This window comes from Candidatus Omnitrophota bacterium (genome assembly GCA_003598025.1).
Taxonomy (GTDB): domain Bacteria; phylum Omnitrophota; class Gorgyraeia; order Gygaellales; family Profunditerraquicolaceae; genus Profunditerraquicola.
The window spans coordinates 254,555-277,327 of sequence record QZKH01000006.1; the positions used below are offsets into that span (position 1 = coordinate 254,555).

The 22,773-nt window shown below is 40.5% G+C and carries 21 protein-coding genes; 20 read left to right on the forward strand and 1 reads right to left on the reverse strand.

The window, feature by feature from the left end:
• The first annotated feature begins 10 nt into the window (after positions 1-10).
• From C4533_06565 to C4533_06590, 6 genes are all read left to right on the forward strand, one after another.
• Positions 11-1,213 (forward strand): glycosyltransferase, encoded by a 1,203-nt coding sequence (locus C4533_06565; GenBank protein ID RJP28131.1) that lies wholly within the window; start codon positions 11-13, stop codon positions 1,211-1,213.
• Positions 1,207-2,952, forward strand: coding sequence for a carbamoyltransferase (locus C4533_06570; protein RJP28132.1), 1,746 nt, complete (start codon positions 1,207-1,209; stop codon positions 2,950-2,952). Before C4533_06565 ends, C4533_06570 begins: the two co-directional genes overlap by 7 nt.
• 13 nt (positions 2,953-2,965) lie before the next feature.
• Positions 2,966-4,405 carry a radical SAM protein gene (locus tag C4533_06575; protein ID RJP28133.1) on the forward strand — a complete coding sequence of 480 codons (1,440 nt, stop codon included), beginning with the start codon at positions 2,966-2,968 and terminating at the stop codon, positions 4,403-4,405.
• Positions 4,405-5,589, forward strand: a complete 1,185-nt coding sequence (locus C4533_06580; GenBank protein ID RJP28134.1) for a glycosyltransferase — start codon at positions 4,405-4,407, stop codon at positions 5,587-5,589. The genes C4533_06575 and C4533_06580 overlap by 1 nt, the downstream gene beginning before the upstream one ends.
• 60 nt (positions 5,590-5,649) lie before the next feature.
• Entirely contained in the window at positions 5,650-6,258 is a 609-nt protein-coding gene (locus C4533_06585; GenBank protein ID RJP28135.1) for a sugar transferase, read from the forward strand.
• A 99-nt stretch (positions 6,259-6,357) separates the two neighbouring features.
• Complete coding sequence (locus C4533_06590) at positions 6,358-6,576, forward strand: hypothetical protein (GenBank protein ID RJP28136.1); 219 nt, start codon at positions 6,358-6,360, stop codon at positions 6,574-6,576.
• A gap of 2 nt (positions 6,577-6,578) precedes the next feature.
• Here the strand turns inward: C4533_06590 and C4533_06595 are convergent, their stop codons facing one another.
• Positions 6,579-7,886: a diguanylate cyclase gene (locus C4533_06595; GenBank protein RJP28137.1), complete on the reverse strand. Its 1,308-nt coding sequence runs from the start codon at positions 7,884-7,886 to the stop codon at positions 6,579-6,581.
• Between the two features lie 168 nt (positions 7,887-8,054).
• Here C4533_06595 and C4533_06600 point away from each other — a divergent pair, with 168 nt between their 5' ends.
• The 14 genes from C4533_06600 to C4533_06665 all read left to right on the forward strand — a co-directional run bounded on the left by C4533_06600 (position 8,055) and on the right by C4533_06665 (position 22,771).
• On the forward strand, positions 8,055-8,549 hold the full coding sequence (locus C4533_06600; GenBank protein RJP28138.1) for a hypothetical protein: 495 nt from the start codon (positions 8,055-8,057) through the stop codon (positions 8,547-8,549).
• A gap of 3 nt (positions 8,550-8,552) precedes the next feature.
• The gene (locus C4533_06605; GenBank protein RJP28139.1) at positions 8,553-10,217 is read left to right on the forward strand and encodes a tetratricopeptide repeat protein; all 1,665 of its coding nucleotides are present in this window, start codon (positions 8,553-8,555) and stop codon (positions 10,215-10,217) included.
• The gene (locus C4533_06610) at positions 10,214-11,398 is read left to right on the forward strand and encodes a hypothetical protein (GenBank protein RJP28140.1); all 1,185 of its coding nucleotides are present in this window, start codon (positions 10,214-10,216) and stop codon (positions 11,396-11,398) included. Before C4533_06605 ends, C4533_06610 begins: the two co-directional genes overlap by 4 nt.
• A complete protein-coding gene (locus C4533_06615) occupies positions 11,395-11,808 on the forward strand; it encodes a DUF1573 domain-containing protein (GenBank protein ID RJP28141.1) in 414 nt (137 codons plus the stop codon). Before C4533_06610 ends, C4533_06615 begins: the two co-directional genes overlap by 4 nt.
• A 21-nt stretch (positions 11,809-11,829) precedes the next feature.
• Entirely contained in the window at positions 11,830-12,789 is a 960-nt protein-coding gene (locus C4533_06620) for a peptidase (protein RJP28142.1), read from the forward strand.
• Positions 12,790-12,999: 210 nt separating this feature from the next.
• Positions 13,000-14,442 (forward strand): lysine--tRNA ligase, encoded by a 1,443-nt coding sequence (gene lysS, locus C4533_06625; GenBank protein RJP28143.1) that lies wholly within the window; start codon positions 13,000-13,002, stop codon positions 14,440-14,442.
• Positions 14,443-14,446: 4 nt separating this feature from the next.
• Positions 14,447-15,634 (forward strand): FtsX-like permease family protein, encoded by a 1,188-nt coding sequence (locus tag C4533_06630; protein RJP28144.1) that lies wholly within the window; start codon positions 14,447-14,449, stop codon positions 15,632-15,634.
• A 5-nt stretch (positions 15,635-15,639) separates the two neighbouring features.
• Positions 15,640-16,317, forward strand: coding sequence for an ABC transporter ATP-binding protein (locus tag C4533_06635; GenBank protein ID RJP28145.1), 678 nt, complete (start codon positions 15,640-15,642; stop codon positions 16,315-16,317).
• Between the two features lie 18 nt (positions 16,318-16,335).
• Positions 16,336-17,205, forward strand: coding sequence for a branched-chain-amino-acid transaminase (gene ilvE, locus C4533_06640; protein RJP28146.1), 870 nt, complete (start codon positions 16,336-16,338; stop codon positions 17,203-17,205).
• 12 nt (positions 17,206-17,217) lie between these two features.
• A complete protein-coding gene (locus C4533_06645; protein RJP28147.1) occupies positions 17,218-17,748 on the forward strand; it encodes a hypothetical protein in 531 nt (176 codons plus the stop codon).
• The gene (locus C4533_06650) at positions 17,729-18,790 is read left to right on the forward strand and encodes a protein arginine kinase (protein RJP28148.1); all 1,062 of its coding nucleotides are present in this window, start codon (positions 17,729-17,731) and stop codon (positions 18,788-18,790) included. Before C4533_06645 ends, C4533_06650 begins: the two co-directional genes overlap by 20 nt.
• Before the next feature lie 23 nt (positions 18,791-18,813).
• Entirely contained in the window at positions 18,814-21,225 is a 2,412-nt protein-coding gene (locus tag C4533_06655) for an ATP-dependent Clp protease ATP-binding subunit (protein ID RJP28149.1), read from the forward strand.
• A complete protein-coding gene (locus tag C4533_06660; GenBank protein RJP28150.1) occupies positions 21,222-22,007 on the forward strand; it encodes an ABC transporter permease in 786 nt (261 codons plus the stop codon). Before C4533_06655 ends, C4533_06660 begins: the two co-directional genes overlap by 4 nt.
• 11 nt (positions 22,008-22,018) lie before the next feature.
• Positions 22,019-22,771, forward strand: coding sequence for an ABC transporter ATP-binding protein (locus tag C4533_06665; GenBank protein ID RJP28151.1), 753 nt, complete (start codon positions 22,019-22,021; stop codon positions 22,769-22,771).
• Positions 22,772-22,773: the final 2 nt, after the last annotated feature.

A 22,773-nucleotide genomic window follows, 5' to 3' on the forward strand; every position in this document is an offset into this window, starting at 1 on the left:
CTGGGATTTTATGAAGATACTGTGTATAAGTCCGTATTATTTTCCGGCCCTAAATTTCGGCGGACCAATAAATTCTCTGCATGGCCTTAATGCCGCGATGGTTAAGAAAGGCATAGATATTACTGTTTACACGACTAATGTAGGATTAAGCAACATACCCAAAGGATATGTAAGCGATGCAGTTATTGACGGAGTCAAGGTAAGGTATTTTAATTTCAAGCGTGCTTTAGAATTTGTCGGCAGCAGGGGCTGGCAGTACTCCCCAGAATTAAAAAAGGAATTATTGAAGAATATAAATGGATTCGATATCGTTTATATTATAGCATTATGGTCTTATCCTTCGAGTATCGCTGCATATTATTGCCGCAGGTTAAAGAAGCCGTATATTATTTCTCCGCGCGGCATGCTTTATTCTGAGGCATTGAGGATACAATCTATTAAAAAGAGACTATATTATTGGCTTATGAAGGATAATATACATGGCGCCAGCGCAATCCATTATACAAGCGAACATGAAAGAGATAGTTGTCATGATAGATTGAATTTTAGAAATAAAGCCATAGTGGTTCCTAACGGTATTGATATAAAAGGAGCCGAAATAAAGCAGGCCTTAGATAACGATAATTTCATACCGGACATTAAAAATAAGCGGCCTATACTTTTTATGGCCCGGATCAACAAAGTTAAGGGCCTTGATATGCTGATAAAAGCCTTTGCGTTGGTTTTAAGGGACGTGGGCAATGCCCATCTGGTTATTGCCGGAAGTGCAGAAGGAAAGTATTTTAATTCGGTAAAGAAGTTGGTAACAAAGCTTAATTTGAATGGTAAAGTAACTTATTTAGATTTTTTGAAAGAGGAATCCAAGAAGGCAGCTTATCTTTCAAGTGAAGTATTCGTCCTGCCATCCCGGTTTGAAAGTTTTGGCATGAGCGCGGTTGAAGCAATGGCTTTAGGTGTCCCGGTAGTATTGACAGATAAAGTCGGCATAAGCAGCGAAGCTCAAAAATATGGGGCAGCAGTTGTTGTCCCTGCTACAGAAAGTGAGCTTTATAAGGGGATTAAGTCTCTGTTGGAAAATAGAGAATTTGCAGCTGAGGTTGGCGCTAATGCTAAAAGGTTTGTAGCAGCAAGATATAGTATCGATAATGTTGCCCAAAAGATGATAGAAGAATTTGATTCGGTATTGGGTAAAACTGATTGTAAAATATGTTAATACTTGGTATCAATGCTTATCATCCGGATTCTTCCGCCTGTATTCTTAAGGACGGCAAGCTTATAGCAGCGGTAGAGGAAGAGAGGTTCCTGCGTATTAAGCATTGGGCTGGATTTCCTTTTGAATCTATCAAATACTGCCTTAACAGTGCGGAGGCAGGCCTGCAGGATATTGACCATATAGCCGTATCCAGGGACCCGATGGCAAAAGCCGTTAATAAGGCTTTGTTTGTCCTGAAGAACAGGATAAATTGGCACCTGTTGAATTCAAGGCTCAATAATTTATTAAAGATTAATAAAATCGGGGATGAGTTAAGCTCAAAGTTTAAGCTTCCAAAGCGGAGGTTAAAGGCAAGGTTTCATTATATTGAACACCACAGGTCACATTTAGCCAGTACATATTTAGTATCGCCTTTTAACGACTCCGCTATTGTTTCAGTGGACGGATTCGGAGATTTCTCAAGCTGCATGGCAGCAACCGGCCAGGGTAACAAAATAAAAGTAATTTACAGCATTGATTATCCTCATTCCCTGGGAATATTTTATACGGCCATAACTCAATTCCTGGGTTTTAATAAGTTTGGCGATGAATATAAAATCATGGGGCTCTCTGCCTATGGTCAGCCGAAATATATGAATCAACTCGGTAAGATCCTGCTAATTAAACCGTCTGGAAGTTTTAAGCTAAACCTGGATTATTTTTCTTTCTATAAATCCGGAACGGCTATGCTTTGGGATAATACGGAGCCTAAACTTGGACTATTGTACTCTGAGAAGATGATTGAAGAGTTTGGCAGCGCGCGTAATCCTGATGGCCAGATAACTCCTTTTTATTGCGATATTGCCTGTTCTCTGCAAAAAGCTTATGAAAATGTTTTTTTTCATATTTTAAATTATGTTTACGAAGTAAGTAAAAACCCCCGCCTTTGCCTCGCTGGAGGATGCGCTTTAAACAGCCTGGCTAATGGCAAGATATTTGAAAATACTCCTTTTAAAGAAGTATATATCCAGCCTGCTTCCTCAGACGCAGGAGGGGCGCTGGGCGCAGCTTATTATGTGTATAATAATTTATTAAACGAAGAGAGAAACTTTATTATGGATAACGCATATTGGGGCCCAATATTCAGCGATGGCCAGTTATCCGAGGAAATAAAGAAATATTCAAACCAGCTTGAATCCTTAAACTGCTTGGTAACGCGTCATCAGGATGACCTGTTTTCTGTTACAGCTTCTTTGATCGCAGAAGGTAAGGTGGTCGGATGGTTCCAGGGCAGAATGGAGTGGGGGCCGCGTGCGCTGGGAAACAGAAGTATACTGGCAGACCCGCGCAGGCAGGAGATAAAAGATATTCTTAATGCACGGATAAAACGCAGAGAATGGTTCAGGCCATTTGCTCCAGCCATATTGGAAGAGAAAATCCCGGAGTTTTTTGATGTGGATTACCCCGAACCCTTTATGCTAAAGGTCTATAATGTGAAAGAGGAAAAAAAGGGTTTGATACCGGCAGTAACTCATGTTGACGGAACTGCGCGCTTACAAAGCGTCAATGAAAAGCAAAACCCTTATTTTTGGAAATTGATAAAAGCTTTTTATGAGAAAACCTCTATTCCTGTATTGCTTAATACTTCATTCAACGAAAACGAGCCGATAGTCTGTACGCCAGCTGAGGCGCTTGATTGCTTTATCAGGACGAAGATGGATGCGCTTGTATTGGGTAACTATATAATTAATAAGCCTTAAACTCGCGATTAGTATGAAAGTAACTTTTTTGGATTTACCTAATTTTCTGGGAAGACAGAATGTGGAGAGGGTTTTTGGGTGCACGTATACCCTTTATCCTATGCCCAACATATTTTCTTTGCTGAATGCGGCAATAATCAGAGATTCTGGTATTAAGGTAAGGTACATAGATATGGCCAATGAGGGATGGAAATTAAAGAAGTTTACCCGGTTTATTAATAATGATGATAGCGATGCCTATGTATTTCATTCCGTAAATCTTTCTGTTAAATCCGATATATTTGCCCATTCTTTGATTAGAAGAGAAAAACCGTCTGTGGCTTTGATTTATACCGGTCCGGCACCTACGTATTTTACTGGCAGTTTTCTGACAGATAATAATACATTTGTGGTAAGGGGAGAGAGTGATTATACCTTAAGGGATTTAGTCTTGCGCCTAGAGAATCGGCAAAAGGTGTTCGGCGGTTTAAACGGAATATCCTATCTAGATGGGGGTAATATTATAAATAATCCTATGCGTCCCTTGATAGATGATTTAGATGCTCTGCCTTTCCCAGCCAGGGACCTCCTGAACAATAATCTGTATTATAACCCTAAGCTGGATAGGCGGCCGTTTACTGCCATGCAGACTTCCAGGAATTGTTCCTACAGGTGTAGTTTTTGCGTGCCTAATTCTTTTAATTTTGCAAGGGAACTGGAACACAAAAAATTCAACGCCAATCTTAAACCCCCGGTTAGGGTCCGTTCGGCAGCAAATGTAATACAGGAATTCAGGCTGCTTAAAGACCAGGGGTATAAGGCGGTAAGCATAATAGATGACCAGTTTCTTTGGCAGGAAGAGAGGACTGTGTCTATATGCCGGGGTATCAGGGAATTGGGTATTGAATGGGGGTGCCTGGCCAGGGCTGATCATATTAGCGATAAAATCGCTGAAGAATTGAGACTGGCAGGCTTAAAATATATAGATTTAGGCATAGAATCGTTTAACCAGAATGTTCTTAATGATGTCTGTAAGGACCTGGATGTGGAAAGAGCTTATCAGGCAATTGATATTTTAAAAAGTCGCGGTATACTTGTAAAGATCAACCTGATATTGGGCATTTCACCTTTACAGGATAAAGCTGTTATATTGGATGATATTGCCAGGGCAAGAAAAATAGGTGTTGATGCTGTTATGTTTTCTATAGCTACGCCTTTCCCGGGTACGGTATTTTTTGAGAGGGCAAAGCTTAACCGGTGGATTGTTAATAAAGAGTACAGGCCGGAAAGTGTGCAGTCTAAGGCAATAATAGATTATCCAGGCCTGACACACAAGGAGCTGGATAGCCTTGTAAGGAAGGCAAACTTATCATTTTATTTTGCACCCAAGTTTATATTGAAGAACATTAAAAGAATATTCAGCCCATTAAGTCTTTATCGGGGCATACTTGCTTTAAAAAGAAAGTTTTTATAATGAAGAATATTTTATTTTTATCAGCCAGCATGCCTTTCCCCCCTATAGGCGGAGAAAAAATAAGGCCATTCCATTTTATTAAACATTTATCTGCTATGGGATATAAGATAACCATAGCTGCCTTTACAGGCAGCAAGAGCGTAAGTGATTCAGGCAGCCAGTTTGCTAATGTGAAGATGATAGGGATTAAGCTTCCTAAATATATTTCATATTTGCAATGTGCAGGCGGTCTTTTAAGAGATTTGCCGCTTGAAAATAGTTATTTTTATTCAGGAAGAATGAAGCGGGCTATTGAGCAGGAGCTTAAAATCGGTAATTACGATTTAATCTTTTGCCATTTAGTAAGGATGGCGGAATATGTAAAAAACTATAGAGGTATCCTTAAGGTGCTTGATATGTCAGACGCCCTCTCTTACAGATATGGTTTATCCTGCCGTTACAGAAAATGGCCGTTTAATATGATTGAATCTCTCGAGTCTAAAAGGCTCAAAAAGTTTGAACCGATTTTTGCTTCAAGTTTCGATCTTAACTTAATATCTTCTTCGGTTGATAAAGAATATCTTGAGAAAGAATTAGGGATTAGCAGGCTTAGTTTGGTAGAAAACGGCATAGATGAAGAGGCCCTAGTCAAAGGGCAAGGTAAATTTGATAACAATAAAATAGTATTTTTTGCGAATATGCGTACATTTCATAATGTTGATGCAGCCATATATTTCTATAAAGCGATATTCCCATTGATAAAAAAACATAATAAAGATGCCCGGTTTGTTATTGCGGGAGCAAATATGCCGTTTGTTTTAAGAAAATTATCAGGAGTTGATAATTCAGTGCAGGTATATAATAATGTAGAAGATATTTATGCTCTCATTAAAGATTCTTGCGTATCAGTTGCGCCGATGAGAGTCGCTGTCGGTATACAGAATAAGATAATACAATCTATGGCAGCAGGGGTCCCTGTGGTTGCTACCAGGCTCGGCCTGGGAGGGATACAGGCAAATGAGGGCAGAGAAATATTGCTTGCGGATAATCCTGAAGATTTCTCGGAAAAGGTAATTACGCTTATGCAGGATCATAAATTAAGGTCAGAAATAGCCGCATCAGCATTATCTTTGATCAGAGATAAATACCTCTGGACAGGGATAGTAAGAGGACTGGAACAGAAATTACTAACTTTAAATAATTAAGCCGTGAATAAAGAGTATAAGGTAAAAAGAACCTTTGATTTAATTCTTTCGCTAGCAGGGATGTTTTTTAGCTTTCCTTTATGGGTAATCATTATGCTTGCTATAATGCTTGAGGACGGCTTGCCGGTATTTTATATACAGGAGAGGGTAGGTAGGTTTGGCAAGATATTTATGGGTATAAAGTTCAGGTCTATGGTCAAGAATGCAGAAAAAGCTTCAGGCCCTGTTCAGGCGGTTGAAAACGACCCCAGGGTAACAAAGGTAGGCAGGATACTCCGGAAGACAGCGATGGATGAATTGCCTCAATTGATCAATATAGCTAAAGGGCAAATGTCTTTCGTCGGGCCGAGGGCTTTAAGGCCGATAGAGTGCGGTGTTGACGGTTCTTTGATTTCAGACAATAGTGATAAAGAATTTAATACCAGGCATCAGGTTATGCCAGGGCTTACCGGGGCGGCTCAGGTATTAGCTCCCAGGTCCGTATCAAGAAAGGATAAATTAAGGTACGATCTTTGGTATATTGAAAATCAGTCATTTTTACTGGATGTCAACCTTATAATATATTCTTTTTGGATAAGTTTTAAAAGTAAATGGGACAGCTCAAGGAGCCCATTGCCAAGGCAAGCCAATATCTTCGGTAAATCACAATTCCTGACACCTGGCCCCTAAATCCTAATAATTGGTATTAACTGGGCATCGGGACTTAGGAATTGAATTAGGTTGACTTTAAAGGTCATTTGTGGCATACTTATATTGAAGGAGAGTAAAATGAGAAGACAGAAAAGAGCATATAAATTATTTTTTATCTTATTGGTAGCTATAGGGTTATGTAGCTATGTAGGGAGAGTTTATGCCCAGGGTAGCATTGATGTAACTCAGGATAAGGAAGAAGCTTCAAAATTCAAGCCAGGTCAGAAGGACACGGATAAAAAACCTCTTGATACTAAATTTAAATTAAGCCTGCCCCAGCCTCTTTTAATTCAATAATCTTAGCTGGTTCTTTTGTCCATAATAAATACACTTGTATCTATGCTTTTGGCTTTCTTTTTTACTTCTGCGGCGATATTTGTTGCTTCGGCATAGCTGTTTATTTGCCTGTGCTGGTTGGTTACCCCTGCCAGGGATATTGTCATGATAGGAAATTCTTTAATGGAGCCGTCTCTGGCGTGAGATACGATATGGCCCTTGGCCAGGTCTTCGGCATTAAATAAACTCTTGATGCGGGCATCAAATTCTTTTATTATATATTCCGCAATAATATTTGCCTTATCCGGCGTAGTAAGGATTATAAAGTCATCCCCGCCTTCGTGGCCTACAAAATCATCAGCGTTACCGAGTTTTTGTACAGCCTCCTTAAATATATCCGAAGTCAATTTAATTGCTTTATCTCCCTGGGCAATGCCATATTTGTCGTTATATGCCTTAAAATTATCCAGATCACTGTAGATTAAAGCAAATTTTCTATTTGTGTTTATATAATCTTCTGCTTTATCCTGGATCACGATGTTGCCGGGCAGCTTGGTGAGAGGATTTGCGTTTTCAGCTATCTCCTTCATTTTAACCAGTTTTTGCGCCATATAATTAAATGTTTCCCCAAGGTCTTCGAGTTCGTCGTTAGTGCGTATGTTCACGCGCACCGATAGGTCGCCTTCAGCTATTATTTTTGTCACCTGGTCAAGCATTTTCACCGGGCCAATCACTATTTTAGAAATAATATATCCTAAAATAATATTTGCCAGTATAATTATGATTGCAGAAAATATTACACTCCTGAATATAGCTGTAAAAGCCTCCTGGATATCTCCCAGGCTGAATGATAATTTGCACAAATATTGCTGGGTCTGGTTTTTTATCAACAGATAGGCCTCTAATGTCCTGGTAAATTTATCAATCTCAGTAATAAACCATTTATTTTCCGAGAAAGACTTTCCAAACTCTCCCCATTTTACTATATCTTTATAACGGACCGATGGACCGCCTGCATCATTGGTTGTGCCTACGACTACGCCGTTTTTATCAAAGATGATTGCATCGCTAAAAAGCCCGGTTTCTTTTAATTTTATCAAGCTGAAAGATAACTCTGATTGCAGGTCCTGAGGATCGTGCTGAGCTATTATTGAGTCCAGGTTGTTTTTGACGATCCTGATCGAAAGGTTGGCATGGAAAGAATTGTAGCGCGTCAGATCATCGAGCTTGCTGTTCAGTTGTATGACAGTAAAAGCACTGATGAATATCACTGATGATATGACCATCAGCGTGATTATGCGGTTCTGAAGCGTTAATTTGATAGCAGGCATATTATCTTTAATTTGTTTTCCTTAGTATATAATAGGTAAAAATGGGAGTCAAACAATTATTAGTTCTTGGTTCATAGTTGATAGTTCATAGAAATTGCCAGTATTCATGAACAATGAATCATGAACTATGAACCATGTCTGCCGACAGGCAGGTAATAGAGAATTTGATTGACCGCATTGGTTTTCAGTATTAAAATTACTACTATAAATATTATGAAAAAAATAATTGTGCCCTTCGGTATAAAGACGATTTGCAGCATTTATATTTTTAATGCTGTTTTATATTCACTCTTGCTGATCTTCTTTCACAATAATATATATATACTCGGCAAGAAGGTACCTCCTGCCTTGTCATTATTTTCACAGTCTTTACTTGTGCTTATCCCGGTATACCTTTTTTTTGTGCTTAAGAAACTAAGGATTGAGGCATGGTTTATCGCCGTGTTCTTTCAGTGTTTTTTCTTGGCAAATAACCTTTTGCAATACCTTGAGCATGAGGGTTTTGGTTTTTCTTTGATACGTACTGCCGGATTAAATGAAAATGCAGCTTTACTAACTCCGATGCAGATCTGGGTCCTGGTTTTAAATTCTGCGCTTAATCTGGCAATCCTGCTCTATCTATTGAAAAATATGGTCTATTTTAAATTCAGGCTGAGGTACTAAAGTATGAAGAACGGGATATTAAGATTTCTTAAAAAGACTTATAAGGTGCTAGTCATCGTGGTGGCGGCGGTTATTTTTTTCCTGGGCTATAACGTTTATTTGGTTGACCGCTCCCTGGAGAACTTAAAGACTTCTCTGGATAAAATCAGTAAATTAGATAATTTAGAAGATGCTAAAGGTCTGGCAAGCGCACTGGATTATTCATTGTTAAACGAAATATCCTCACCTGATTTAGAGGCGGCTAATTTTTCAAGGATAGAGATGGCTAAGGATATGCTTTCAAAAACACAAGATCAGGGGCAGGTTGAAGATGTTAAGTTTGCGTTATCTGAGGCGATCAAAGAAAAAGAAGAAGCCAGAAGCCCGGTTTTAAGAGCCATTGATAAAATAAACCAGGTATTCGCAAGAAAAACAAATGAGATATCTGAATCTCAGTTAAGGGGCAGGATAGGGGCTTTAGAAAATAAAGTCTTAAGAGTGAGCGACAGAGAACAGGCTCAGCAGTTATTTTATGAAATAGGCAACCTTTATGTTCAGATATCAGATTTTGACAAAGCAAAAGAAGCTTTTAAAAAATCTATTCAGCGGTCTCCGGATTCGCAGTTAGCTGCTAAGGCTCAGTTTAATCTTGCCTGGGCTGAGAAAAGAGGGGGGAATCTTGATTCGGCAATCGAAGAGTTTAAGAAATTAAGCGATAGCTCTTCGGCCGGACAGCTTGCAGATTCAAGCCTGTATCAGATTGCAGACACTTATAGAAAGAAAGGTGAGTTTGATAAGGCGATAGATTATTATAAGGAGGCGGCCAAAGAAAGCACTAATCAGGATCTGGCTCAGTTAGCGCAGCTAAATGTCGGCTATACCTATCTCTATGATGTAAAGGATTATGATAAAGCAAGAGATTATCTTGAGGACACCAAAAGCGTTATTGGGGATGATGGTGTAGCCAGGCACATTGAGAAAAAAGTTATCCCTGGTATTTCTTCCCAATATGTTAGGGATGGTTTCAGGCTGCTGAATGAAGGAAGGGCCCTTTCTGACAAGCAAAGATTCGTACTGGCAATAAATAAGTTTGACCAGGCAATCGCTGCCGATGCACAAGGGGGAGCTCCTTATTCAGGCAAGGCTTTGGCTTATCTATGGCTTGATGACCCCGATAGAGCGCTTGATGCTGCAAGAAAAGCAGTGAAGTTTTCTCCAAATGATGAGCTGGCAAGGGTAAATCTCGGGTATATTTATATTGAGCTGGAGATAGTAGGTGAGGCCATTATTGAGTTTAAAAAATTGATTTCCATAAACCCTTTCAGCCATCTAGCATATTATAATCTTGGTTATGCCTATATACTTGAAAACAGGCTTGATGAGGCGATAGAAGCATTTATGCAATCTGTAAATATAGATCCCCATTTTTCAATGGGGTATAATAATATAGGGTGGTGTAATTGGCAATTGGGCAGGTATGCTGCGGCTACGGAAGCGTTCGAAAAAGCGATAAAAATAGACCCGGATTTTCTCGATGCCCGCTTTAATTTAGCTATGGTCTACCGTAACCTCGGCAGGTTTGAGGAAGCCAGGGATATGCTTGATAAGATATTAAAAAAAGACCCTCAATATCCTGAGGCAGAAGTTTATCTTGATGATACGGAAAGATTTCTTAAGAAGAAACAATGATATTTACTGCGGTTTATTCAGCGGCAAAATACATGGCAAAATTATTTATTTTTTTATTCCTGTTAACCTATCTTTATCCAGGAAACATATCAGCTGCTAAGGCGCCCTCGCCCGAATTAATTGTTTTTCATTCCCCGAGTTGCCATAAGTGCCTGCAATTCAAGAAGGACTCATTACCTGATATTCAAAAGAGATTTGACGGAAGGATAAAATTTTCCCTTATTGATATCACCGGTATTGATAATTATAAGTTTTTTTTGTCACTAAAAGATAAATATGGCAAGGGGAAAGAAAAAGAGACTAATTCATTGCCCGTGATTTTTTTTAACGGCGAGTTTGTAGCTGCCGATCAAGAATTAGGGCTGTATTTAGATAGCGCCTTAAGTAAGATTGATAAAGAAAAGCGTCCCATAGAAACATATACACCAGTAAATTTAGTCCAGCGCTTTATGTCTTTTAGCCCCATAGCAATAATGAGCGCAGGCCTTATTGACGGTATAAACCCATGCGCTTTTACCGTAATAGTATTTTTTATCTCTTTTTTAGCTTTACAGGGGTATAGAAAAAGGCACCTTGCGGCAATAGGCCTGGCATTTATACTGGCAGTTTTTGTTACTTACGTGCTTATTGGATTAGGGCTGTTCGGATTTCTTTATAAAATCAATGATTTTTATGTTATAACAAGAGTGCTTAATGTTTCAATCGGGCTGTTTTGTTTTGTTATCGGATTCCTGAGCATAAGAGATATATATATTTACAAAAGAAGCGGTAAATTTGATTCTGTAAGCCTTAAATTGCCGGATACTGTTAAAAGACGGATACAAAATGTAATCGGCATGTCTTTCAGAAATAAACAGGCCCAGGGATTCAAGCTTATAATTACAGCTTTGGCAACAGGATTTATTATCTCAATATTCGAGGCAGTATGTACCGGACAGGTCTATTTACCGACGATAACATTTGTTCTGAAAACCACCGACCTAAAACTGCGTGCTTTTATCTACCTCTTGCTTTATAATATCATGTTTATTGTTCCTTTGGTGGCAGTATTTATTTTGTCCCTCTTCGGAGCAACGCATGTTTCGTTCAGTAAATTTATAAACAGGTATTTTATTTCTATAAAAATTATTATTGCTTTTTTGCTTTTTACTTTCGGTATACTTTTGGTGCGCGGGATATGAAAAACATAAAGTTAAATCACCTTTGTATAAGCTTTTTACTTGTATTTGTACTTTTTTTTAGTAATGGCTTATTATATGCTAAAAGTACGGTTATTACTGATCTAGGTAACGAGGAACAGATGCATTGGGATTTTGGAAGAGTAAAGCAGGGGGTCGTATTAAAGCACATTTTTATTTTATCAAATGATTCAGGGCAGGACCTGATAATTAAAGACGTTACGACTTCTTGCGGTTGTACTGTTTCAAAGGTGAAGAAGAAAGCCCTTAAGCCTAAAGAGAGCACCGATATTGAAGTATCTTTTAACACAAAAGGATATTTTGGCAAAACCAGGCAGTTTGTTTATGTTGCCACAGATAATATAGAAGTTCCGGTTATACGTTTTATCGTTGAGGCTGAAATTGTAAAGTAGCCTAAAAGGAGGCAAGGCGCAATGTTTTTCTTAAAGTTAAGGATGTGGATGCTTATATCATTATTGTTCGCGATAGTTTACGCTGCGGTAACCGTAATCGGTTACTATGCCGGGATAAGTAATTTTTACTTTTATTTATTCATCTCAGTATTTTTTATGATAATACAATATTTTATGGGCCCAAAGTTGGTGGAATGGTCCATGAAAGTAGAATATGTTGATAGAAAGCAGTATCCCGAACTATTCAGTATGGTAGAAAGCTTGAGCCGCCAGGCTAATATACCGATGCCTAAGGTGGGGATAGCCAGGATAAATATACCAAATGCCTTTGCTTTCGGCAGGTCGCTTAAAGACGGCAGGATATGCGTTACCGATGGTATAATAAAATTGCTTGATAAGGATGAGCTAAGAGCGGTCCTTGGCCACGAAATATCTCATTTAAAAAATAAAGATGTTTTAACTATCACCCTGTTGTCTGTAATACCTATTGTAATGTATAGGATCGCCTGGCAATTTTTGTTTTATGGCAGGCGCAGGGATGATAGGGGCGGGAACACTGTTTTATTGGGTATGCTTGCTTTTCTTTTCTATTTTATTACTAATCTTTTGGTTCTCTATGCTTCCAGGATAAGGGAGTATTTTGCCGACCGTGGTTCAATAATGCTTGGGAACAGACCTGCTGTATTAGCTTCGAGTTTATATAAACTTGTATATGGTTCCGCCCGTATTGATAAAGATTCTCTTAAGGAATCTGAGGGCTTAAAAGCATTTTTTGTTAATGATCCGTCTCGGGCAATCAGGGAGATCCGTGAATTGAAGCAATTAGACCTGGATAAAGACGGCTCAATAGATTCTTTTGAACTTGAGCAGCTTAAAAACAAGAACCTGAAGCTTAATCTCAGCGATAGGTTCATGGAAGCTTTAAGCACTCATCCTAATATGCTTAAAAGGATAAAGCAATTATCCAGTTACAAAGCATAACAAGCTGTAGAATTAAGAGTTAAGGCTGTTTAACCAGGGCCAGAATGACCTTCATATCTGGTCCTTTTTTCTATGAACCATGAACTATGAACCCTGCCTACCGCCTATCTACCGACAGGTAGAGCAGACAGGCATGCACTATGAACCAAATAGGCAGGCAGCCCCATTCTAATTGACAACTTTTAATTTATAATCTATAATTATAACTCTATGGAAATAAACGAGATTATAGAACAAAGGAAAGATAAGCTTAAAGCCTTAAAAGAAAAAGGCGTGGACCCTTTTAGGGGTTCTGCTCCTGTTTCCCGGACAGAAATAGCGGCAGTTGTAAACGGTTTCCAGGAAGGGCTTAAAGTGAGTGTGTGCGGCAGAATATTCGCCAAAAGGCTGCATGGTAAAGTTATATTCTTTGACTTAAGGGATTCAAGCGCGAGGATCCAGCTTTATGCTAAAAAGGATATAATCGGAGATGAAAAATTTGCCTTATTGGAGAACCTGGATATCGCAGATATAATAAACGCCGAGGGCCAGCTTTTTAAAACGCATACCTCGGAGGTTACAATTAAACTTGAAAATTTCGTAGTCTTGTCAAAGGCGCTTCGCCCGCTACCCGAGAAATGGCACGGGTTAAAAGATGTCGAGTTAAGATACCGACAGCGGTACCTTGATATAATTTCAAACGATGAAGTCAGAGAGGTATTTCTTAAGCGCTCAAAAATTGTCACCTCCATAAGGAAATTCCTGGATGATAAAGGCTTTATTGAGGTTGAGACCCCTATGATGCAAAATATCGCAGGAGGGGCCGCGGGCAGGCCGTTTAAGACTTTTCATAACGAATATAGCACTGATTTATACCTCAGGATAGCTCCGGAATTATATCTTAAAAGGCTTCTTGTTGCCGGTATTGATAAAGTGTATGAGATGAACCGTAATTTCCGTAATGAGGGTGTTTCCATAAAACACAATCCGGAATTTACTATGCTTGAGGTATATTCTGCTTATGCAGACTATAAGGCAATGATGGATTTGACGGAAGAGCTGATTACAAATGCCGCGGAATCAGTTATAGGCAAAACGAAATTTGATTATCAGGGAAAAGAAATAGATTTAGCAAGGCCATGGAAGAGATGTTCTTTTGCAGAGATGGTCAAAAGAAAATTTGATATTAACCCCGAAGATGCGTCTGAGTTAATGTTAAAGAAATTGCACGATAGTGGTTTTGCCAGGGAGGCAACAAAACTTAGCCGTTCCCAGATAGCTAAGATAATAGAAGATGTGCTTGAGCAGGAGATGGGCGCAAATCCCACTTTTGTAACGGATTATTTTACATATTTATGCCCGCTGGCAAAAACCAGGCAGGATAATCCTCTTTTATCGGAAAGGTTTGAGCTGTTTATTTCCGGCATGGAAGTCGGTAATGCCTATTCGGAGTTGAACGACCCCATAGAGCAAAGGCAGCGTTTTGAGGAAGAATTAAAGACAATGGATAACACCAAGCAAGTTGACCAGGATTTCGTTTTGGCCCTTGAACATGGTATGCCTCCTGCCGGAGGCTTAGGTATAGGCATAGACAGGTTAGTTATGCTATTGACTAACCAGCCGTCTATAAGAGACGTCATCCTGTTTCCCTTATTAAGGCCAGAACATTCTTAATTTCATGAAAGCGGAAATTTTTATCGGCCTCCGGTATTTATTGACTAAGCGTAAAGAGAAATTTATCTCTTTAATCAGCGTCCTTTCTATGTCGGGGATCGCAATAGGCGTCATGGCTTTGATAGTTGTTATCGGGGTTATGAACGGTTTTGACAGAGAATTAAGGGATAAAATCGTGGGAAATTTTTCCCATATCACAGTCTTCGGCTATGACGGTATAGAATCAATTTCTGCCAGCGCCCTGATTAAAGAAATAAGGTCTAACCCCGGGGTCAGGGATGTTTCAGAATATGTGCAGGGCCAGGTGTTGCTTAAAGAGGGTAATGCTATCTTTGCAGCGGACTTAAAAGGCATAGACCCAGAGCAGGAAATCAAAGTAACAAAAATAAAAGAATATTTAACCAGCGGCGATATCAATAACTTAAGAGGCGATGCCGTGATCATCGGCAGAGAGATGGCCCTTTATCTTGGTGTCGGAGTCGGTTCCTATATAGACACGTATTCTTCTCAGGGTAAATTACGCAAGCTTAAGGTTTGCGGGATATTCAGCTCAGGCATGTATGATTATGATTTAAGGCTGGTATTCGTCAATATAACGACTGCACAGGAAATTTTTGGTATGCCGGATAGGATTAGCGCCCTTGCTGTTAAACTGGATAATCTCTATCTTGCAGACAAAATAAAAGCAGAACTTGGTTCAAAGATAGGGCAGGATTACTATCTTAAAACCTGGATGCAGTTAAATGAAAATTTCTTTGCCGCCCTTAAGCTGGAAAAGATTACGATGTTTTTAATATTGACGTTGATTATATTTGTGGCTGCTTTTAATATTGCAAGTACGTTAATAGTGATGGTGGTGGAAAAGACCAAGGATATAGGCGTATTAAGGGCTTTGGGTATGAGCGCCAAGGGAATACGCAATATTTTTACTTTCGTAGGCCTGTTTATCGGGACTATGGGCACTTTGATCGGAGGCCTTTCGGGGGTAGCTTTGTGCTTTATACTTAAGAAATACCAGTTTATTAGATTGCCATCAGTTTATTCCATTGATAAATTGCCGGTATCAATTGTTTTCTGGCCGGACATAGTGGTAATTATCATTTCGGCATTATTTATTACGTTAATGTCAACGATATATCCGGCAAGCAAGGCTGCAGGTTTTAAGCCGGTAGAAGCACTGCGTTACGAATAACAACCATGATAGAGGCCAAAGGAATTTATAAAAATTATATCATAGACAGTAATAGGCTTGAGATACTTAAGGGCATAGATTTAAATGTTAAAAAAGGGGAGTTTATAACGATTGTCGGTCCTTCGGGAGCCGGCAAATCTACTCTCCTGCATATCCTCGGAGGCTTAGATTCACCAAGCGAGGGTAAGGTGTCAATAGGCGGCCAGGATATTTACAGGATGGATGACCAGAAGATATCAAGGGTGAGGAATCAGAAAATAGGATTTGTTTTTCAGTTTTACCACTTGCTTTCCGAATTTACTGTTTTAGAAAATGCAGTATTACCTGTTTTTTTTAACGGTTCTTATACTAAGCCGCAGGCAGCAGAGATAAGAAATAAGGCGATCGGGCTTTTTGCTAATGTCGGCCTTTCAAACAGATTGAACCATTTCCCTATGCAGCTTTCCGGAGGTGAGAAGCAGAGGGTAGCCATTGTAAGGGCGTTGATGAATGACCCGCAGGTTTTATTATGCGACGAACCTACCGGTAATCTGGATTCAGCTTCCGGTAACCAGATAATGTCATTAATTAAAGACGTAAATTTAAAATCCAAGATGACAGTTATCCTGGTTACTCATAATCAGGAGCTGGCAAGTTTGGGTAACAGGATTTTTAATCTTAAAGACGGTGTTTTATTGAATTAAGGCGCAAAAGGAGAGTATATGCAAATTTATATTAATGGTAAGTTTTATAGCAGGAAAGAAGCCAAGATTTCAGTGTTTGACCACGGCCTTTTATATGGTGATGGGGTTTTTGAAGGCATCAGGTCTTACAGGCGACGGGTTTTTAAGCTGAAAGAGCATATCGACAGGCTATATGAATCCGCGCATAGCATAATGCTGCCGATGCGGATGTCAAGAGATGAATTGTCCAGAGCCGTGGTAGCAACGCTTAAGAAGAACGACCTTGATAATGCATATATCAGGCTCATTGTTACCAGGGGTGAGGGGGATTTGGGTTTGGACCCGCGTAAATGCTACGGTAACTCCACGATTATTATTATCGCCGATAAAATTGCTCTTTATCCCGAGAAATTTTACAAACAGGGCCTTTCTATAATTTCCGTTCCGACTGTGCGTAATCTCCCTGAGGCATTGAATCCGCAGATCAAATCTTTGAATTATCTCAACAATATATTGGCAAAGATCGAAGCTGCAAACAGCGGTTATGATGAGGCGATAATGCTTGATTCATTAGGATATGTAGCCGAATGCACAGGAGATAATTTATTTATCGTGAAGAAGAACGAGCTCTATACGCCTCCGCAGTGCATGGGTACCTTAAGAGGTATTACCAGGGATGCCATTATTGATATCGCCAAAAGTGCCAGGATCCCTGTCCATGAACATGTTATCACCCGGCATGAAGTCTTTATTTCGGATGAATGTTTCTTGACCGGCACTGCTGCTGAAGTAATCCCGGTTGTTAAGGTTGATGGCAGGGTTATCGGCTCAGGTGCTCCGGGCGCAGTTACCTTAAGGTTGATGAAAAAGTTCAGAGAATTAACTAAAACTGACGGAGTAAAATACTGAGAGGATTATATTATGTTGTGTGATATCTGTGGTAAGAATACCGCTACGGTGCACCTCACGGAAATAATTGATGAAAAGATGAATGAGCTGCATCTTTGCGAGGACTGTGCAAGGCAAAAGAGCGCGCAGATGGAACAGCAGTTCGGGCTTAGCGAACTATTGGCGGGTTTGGCGGAATTTGAAAAGCCAGCACAGGATAAAGAAGCAGTTTCAGCCAAGTGTTCGAATTGCGGCCTGAGTTATTCAGATTTTAAGAAGATCGGCAGGCTCGGCTGCGGTGAGTGTTATACCTCTTTCAAGAAATACCTGGCCCCGTTGCTTAAAAGGATACACGGTTCCAGTTCTCATTTCGGGAAGTCGCCATTTCCCGCTCCAAAACAGTCGTTAGCAGAAAAGGACCAGGTTGCCGAGTTGCGCTTGAAGTTGCAAAAAGCAATAGAGTCAGAGGCTTTTGAGGACGCAGCCAGAATACGGGACCAAATAAAAGAGCTGGAAAAAACACAAGGAAGATCAGAGGCTAAAAATGGCAATAAGAATAAATGACCTGTTAAATCATACAAGCGAATGGCTAAAAGGTACCGGGCCAAGTTCTGAAATTGTAATTTCCAGCAGGGTACGCCTTGCAAGGAATCTTGATCAGGCGCCTTTCCCGCACCATGCAAATAAGAAACAGGCTGAAGATAACCTTGCTGTTATAGAGAACGCAATAATGAAAAATAATATGTTAAAAGGTGTTACTATCTTCAAGCTTTCGGAATTAGACAGCGTTGACAAGGATTTTCTTGTTGAAAGGCACCTTATGTCTCATGAGCATGCCCAGAAAACCAATTCCAAGGCTTTGGTCATTGACCCGGAAGAGATAGTTTCTATCATGATAAATGAAGAAGACCATATAAGGTTTCAGGTCATGCAGTCAGGGTTTAATTTGTTCGAAGCTTGGAACATAATAAATAAGATTGATGATGAATTGTCTAAAGACCTGAAATTTGCCTTTTCCCGGGAGTGGGGGTACCTTACTGCTTGTCCTACTAATACCGGCACCGGTATGCGCGGCTCAGTTATGCTGCATTTGCCCGCCCTGGTTATCACCAGGCAGATAAGCAGGATACTTGCCGCGATATCTAAATTAAGTTTTACAACCCGCGGATTATATGGAGAGGGTACTGAAGCTACTGGTAATTTCTTCCAAATTTCCAATCAGGTATCCTTAGGTCATAGCGAAATGGAAGTACTTGAGAATATAAATAGCCTTATTAAGCAGGTAATTGAGCAGGAAACACAGGCCAGGCAAGTGTTACTTTCTCAGGGAAGGTCCATGCTTGAAGACAGGATCAGCCGCAGTTTCGGCATACTTAAAAGCGCCCATATTATTTCCAGCAAGGAAACAACCGAACTTTTATCGATGGTTAGGCTGGGATGCGATCTGGGCATAATCAAAAATATCGACCGCCGGTCAATAAACGAATTATTTATTATTACCCAGCCGGCGCATTTACAGAAGCTGGAGAATAAAAAGCTTTCTTCTCAGGAAAGAGATACCAAAAGGGCAGAGATAGTAAGGAATAAGTTAAAAGACAGCTCGTAAAGATATACATAATAGGAGGAGTAATGTTTAACAGGTTCACAGAAAGAGCAAGAAAAGTAATCATTTTAGCTAAAGAAGAAGCCAGGCGTTTTAATCATGATTATATAGGCACTGAGCATATACTTCTTGGTTTGATCCGCGAAGGCGAAGGTGTAGCTGCAGCTGTTCTACAGAAGCTGGGGTTGTCTTTGGAGAACATACGCCTTGAGATAGAAAAACTCGTACAACCCGGGCCTACTACCCAGATAATCGGGGACATCCCTTTTACTCCCAGGTCGAAGAAGGCGCTTGAGCTTGCTGCAGAAGAGGCGCGTTCTTTAGGGCATAATTATATAGGCACTGAGCATATACTTCTTGGTTTGATCCGCGAAGGCGAAGGTGTAGCTTCGCAGGTACTTTTAAATCTGGGAGTGGATCTTAATACCGTGCGCAATGAGATCATGGAAGTCTTGGGGTCGGCCCTTCCCGGCTTTGGCCAGCAGCAGTCTAAAAGCAAAACGCCTGCACTGGATGCTTTCGGCAGGGACCTTACACAATTGGCTAAAGCAAACAAATTAGACCCGGTTATCGACAGGCACCAGGAGATAGAAAGAGTTATACAGGTTTTGAGCAGGCGTACCAAGAATAATCCTGTTTTACTCGGTGAAGCAGGGGTAGGTAAGACTGCTATAGTCGAAGGCTTGGCACAGTCTATTGTTTCTGGGAATGTCCCGGAGATATTGAGGAATAAGAGGATTGTGGTTTTAGATTTGGCAATGATGATCGCTGGAACAAAATACCGCGGCCAGTTTGAGGAAAGGATAAAAGCGGTAATGGAAGAGATCAAGCGTTCACAGGATGTAATCATTTTTATTGATGAGTTGCATACTTTAGTCGGAGCCGGTGCTGCCGAAGGAGCAATTGATGCTTCCAATATTCTCAAGCCCGCACTTTCACGCGGCGAGATACAGTGTATCGGAGCCACAACCATGGATGAATACAGGAAGTATATTGAGAAAGATGCTGCGCTTGAGAGGCGTTTCCAAACTATAATGGTAGAGCCGCCCTCTGTCCTGCAGACCGTAGAGATACTTAAGGGCTTAAGAGATAAATATGAGGCTCACCATCGGGTTACTTTTAAGGATGAGGCTTTAGAAGCTGCTGCAAAATTATCAGACCGGTATATCACGGGCAGGTTTTTGCCTGATAAGGCGATTGATTTGATTGATGAGGCCGGTTCGCGCTCAAGGTTAAATGTTTTAGTCGTCCCTCCGGAAATAAAAGAGTTAGAAAAAAAGGTCGAGGTCTTAAAGAAGGAAAAAGAAGCTTATATCAAGAGCCAGGATTTTGAGAAAGCAGCTTCATTGCGTGACCAGGAGAGGCAGGCAAGGCTGGAACTGGAAGAGTTGAATCAGAAATGGGGGCAGACAAAAGACAGGACCAGGCCTGAGGTCGCGGAGGAAGATATCGCAAGGATTGTTTCTCAGTGGACAGGCATACCGATATTCCGCCTTGAAGAAAAAGAAAGCGAAAAGCTTCTTAAGATTGAAGAAGTCTTACATAACAGGGTTATCGGTCAGAATGAGGCGATCTCTGCTATAGCAAATGCGATAAGGCGTTCAAGGGCAGGTATAAAAGACCCAAAGAGGCCTATAGGTTCTTTTATATTCTTAGGCCCTACCGGTGTCGGCAAGACTTTGCTTGCCAGGGCACTGGCAGAGTTTATGTTCGGCGATGAGGATGCACTCCTGCAGCTGGATATGTCTGAGTATATGGAGAAATTTAATGTTTCCCGTTTAGTAGGCGCACCTCCGGGTTATGTAGGTTATGAAGAAGGAGGGCAACTGACTGAAAGGGTCAGAAGAAGGCCTTATGCAGTTATTCTCTTTGATGAGATCGAGAAGGCGCATCCGGATGTTTTTAATCTTTTGCTGCAGGTTTTTGAAGAAGGCAGGCTTACTGATAGCTTTGGCAGAAAAGTGGATTTCAGAAACACGGTCATTATTATGACCTCAAATGTCGGAGCGGAGCTGATTAAAAAGAGCGTTTCTTTGGGTTTTAAAGCGCAAAAAGAAGAGGTTACTTACGAGGAGATGAAAGATAAGCTTCTTGAAGAGGTTAAAAAAACCTTTAAGCCTGAGTTCATCAACCGCGTAGATGATATTATAGTGTTTAGGTCGTTATTAAGGGCAGATCTTGAGAAGATCGTTGATCTTGAAGTAGGCCATGTTGCTGATAGGTTAAAAGATAAAAATATAAAGCTTGATATCCGTCCGGATGCCAAAGATTTTATAATCGAGAAAGGTTTTGATCCGGTATTCGGGGCAAGGCCGTTAAAGAGGATAATACAGAGGTTCCTTGAGGATCCCTTAGCTTCTGAAATAATCTCAGGCAGGTTCAAGGACGGAGCCACTGTCCGAGTTTCCCGTAAAAATGAGGAGCTAGTTTTAGAATGATTAAACGCCTGTTCGTAATCTTCGGCAGAAGAATCCTTTATTTTATGTATTTTCTGGGAGGTTTAAGCAATCTGGCTATGCAGACTATTTATCGCATCTTTACTCCTCCCTACAAGAAGCACAGGATTTTTGAGCAGGCTAAAAAAGCCGGTTACGACAGCCTGCCGATAGTCTCTTTGATATCCCTGTTTATCGGGTTTATCTTTGCGTTACAGACAGCATATTTTATGCAGCGCATAGGCTCTGAACTTTATATTGCAAGCATGGTTGCTCTATCTTTAGTCAGGGAATTGAGCCCGGTCATTACGGCTTTGGTAGTAGCAGGCAGGGTCGGCGCATCTATCACTGCCGAGTTAGGCTCTATGCAGGTTACTGAGCAGATCGATGCTTTGGAGTCATTTGCATCGAATCCGATAAAATACCTGGTTGTGCCGCGTTTTCTAGCTTTGACTTTTATGCTTCCGTTGCTTACTCTTTATTCTAACGCCATAGGCATATTCGGGAGCTTTCTGATATGCACAGCAAAACTGGGGATATCCTCCAGTATTTATATGCATGTTACTTTTGACGCCTTGCAATATAAAGATCTTTTTACCGGCTTATTTAAGTCCGTTGTCTTCGGTATGATAATAGCGTTAGTCAGTTGTTATGAAGGCTTTAATGTCGAGGGCGGCGCCGAAGGAGTAGGGCGGGCAACTACCCGCTCGGTAGTTATAACTTTTATTTTGATTATTATTGCGGATTGCTTCTTTACCGCTTTATTTTATTTTATTTTTCCTTAGAGAGGTAAGAGATGATCGATATTATGAATGTATGCAAATCATTTGGCGAGCATAAGGTTTTAGATGAACTCAGCCTTAAGGTTGAGACCGGCACTACATGTGTGATCATAGGCCGTTCAGGCTGCGGAAAGTCAGTATTATTGAAACATATCGTGGGTTTATTAAGGCCGGATAAAGGGAGCATCTTCGTAGACAAGAAAGAAGTAAATAAATTAAAGGACGCAGAAATAAATCAGCTGCGCATGAAAATAGCTATGGTTTTTCAGGGCGGAGCGTTATTTGATTCAATGACCGTGGGCGAGAATGTAGGCTTCGGCCTTATAGAGCATCAAAGTATAGGTCATAAGGAATTGCTGGAACGCATTGAGGAATCACTTTGCCTGGTTGGTCTTTGCGGCATCGGGAATCTTATGCCTTCAGAACTAAGCGGAGGCATGAAAAAGCGCGTGGCGCTTGCCAGGGCGATTTGTCTTAAGCCGGAAATCATACTTTATGATGAACCGACTACAGGGGTTGACCCGATTACCGCCGATAGTATTAATGACCTTATCAGGAGCCTGCATGATAAATTGAAGGTCACATCTATCGTGGTTACTCATGATATGAAGAGTGCCTATAAAGTAGCAGACAGGATAGCTATGATGTATCGCGGCAAGATAATAGCAGAAGGGACTTCTGAAGAAATACAGAATGCAAAACACCCGGTTGTCCATCAGTTTGTCAACGGCCTGGCATATGGGCCGATTACGGAGACTTTAGGCTAAAT

Coding starts and splice junctions, on each gene's coding strand:
- C4533_06650 (RJP28148.1), top strand. CDS start 17,729: ATGGCAATAAGAATAAATGACCTGTTAAATCATACAAGCGAATGGCTA.
- C4533_06585 (RJP28135.1), top strand. CDS start 5,650: ATGTTTTTTAGCTTTCCTTTATGGGTAATCATTATGCTTGCTATAATG.
- C4533_06615 (RJP28141.1), top strand. CDS start 11,395: ATGAAAAACATAAAGTTAAATCACCTTTGTATAAGCTTTTTACTTGTA.
- C4533_06595 (RJP28137.1), bottom strand. CDS start 7,886: ATGCCTGCTATCAAATTAACGCTTCAGAACCGCATAATCACGCTGATG.
- ilvE (RJP28146.1), top strand. CDS start 16,336: ATGCAAATTTATATTAATGGTAAGTTTTATAGCAGGAAAGAAGCCAAG.
- lysS (RJP28143.1), top strand. CDS start 13,000: ATGGAAATAAACGAGATTATAGAACAAAGGAAAGATAAGCTTAAAGCC.
- C4533_06590 (RJP28136.1), top strand. CDS start 6,358: ATGAGAAGACAGAAAAGAGCATATAAATTATTTTTTATCTTATTGGTA.
- C4533_06565 (RJP28131.1), top strand. CDS start 11: ATGAAGATACTGTGTATAAGTCCGTATTATTTTCCGGCCCTAAATTTC.
- C4533_06570 (RJP28132.1), top strand. CDS start 1,207: ATGTTAATACTTGGTATCAATGCTTATCATCCGGATTCTTCCGCCTGT.
- C4533_06645 (RJP28147.1), top strand. CDS start 17,218: ATGTTGTGTGATATCTGTGGTAAGAATACCGCTACGGTGCACCTCACG.
- C4533_06635 (RJP28145.1), top strand. CDS start 15,640: ATGATAGAGGCCAAAGGAATTTATAAAAATTATATCATAGACAGTAAT.
- C4533_06660 (RJP28150.1), top strand. CDS start 21,222: ATGATTAAACGCCTGTTCGTAATCTTCGGCAGAAGAATCCTTTATTTT.
- C4533_06620 (RJP28142.1), top strand. CDS start 11,830: ATGTTTTTCTTAAAGTTAAGGATGTGGATGCTTATATCATTATTGTTC.
- C4533_06655 (RJP28149.1), top strand. CDS start 18,814: ATGTTTAACAGGTTCACAGAAAGAGCAAGAAAAGTAATCATTTTAGCT.
- C4533_06580 (RJP28134.1), top strand. CDS start 4,405: ATGAAGAATATTTTATTTTTATCAGCCAGCATGCCTTTCCCCCCTATA.
- C4533_06605 (RJP28139.1), top strand. CDS start 8,553: ATGAAGAACGGGATATTAAGATTTCTTAAAAAGACTTATAAGGTGCTA.
- C4533_06630 (RJP28144.1), top strand. CDS start 14,447: ATGAAAGCGGAAATTTTTATCGGCCTCCGGTATTTATTGACTAAGCGT.
- C4533_06665 (RJP28151.1), top strand. CDS start 22,019: ATGATCGATATTATGAATGTATGCAAATCATTTGGCGAGCATAAGGTT.
- C4533_06610 (RJP28140.1), top strand. CDS start 10,214: ATGATATTTACTGCGGTTTATTCAGCGGCAAAATACATGGCAAAATTA.
- C4533_06575 (RJP28133.1), top strand. CDS start 2,966: ATGAAAGTAACTTTTTTGGATTTACCTAATTTTCTGGGAAGACAGAAT.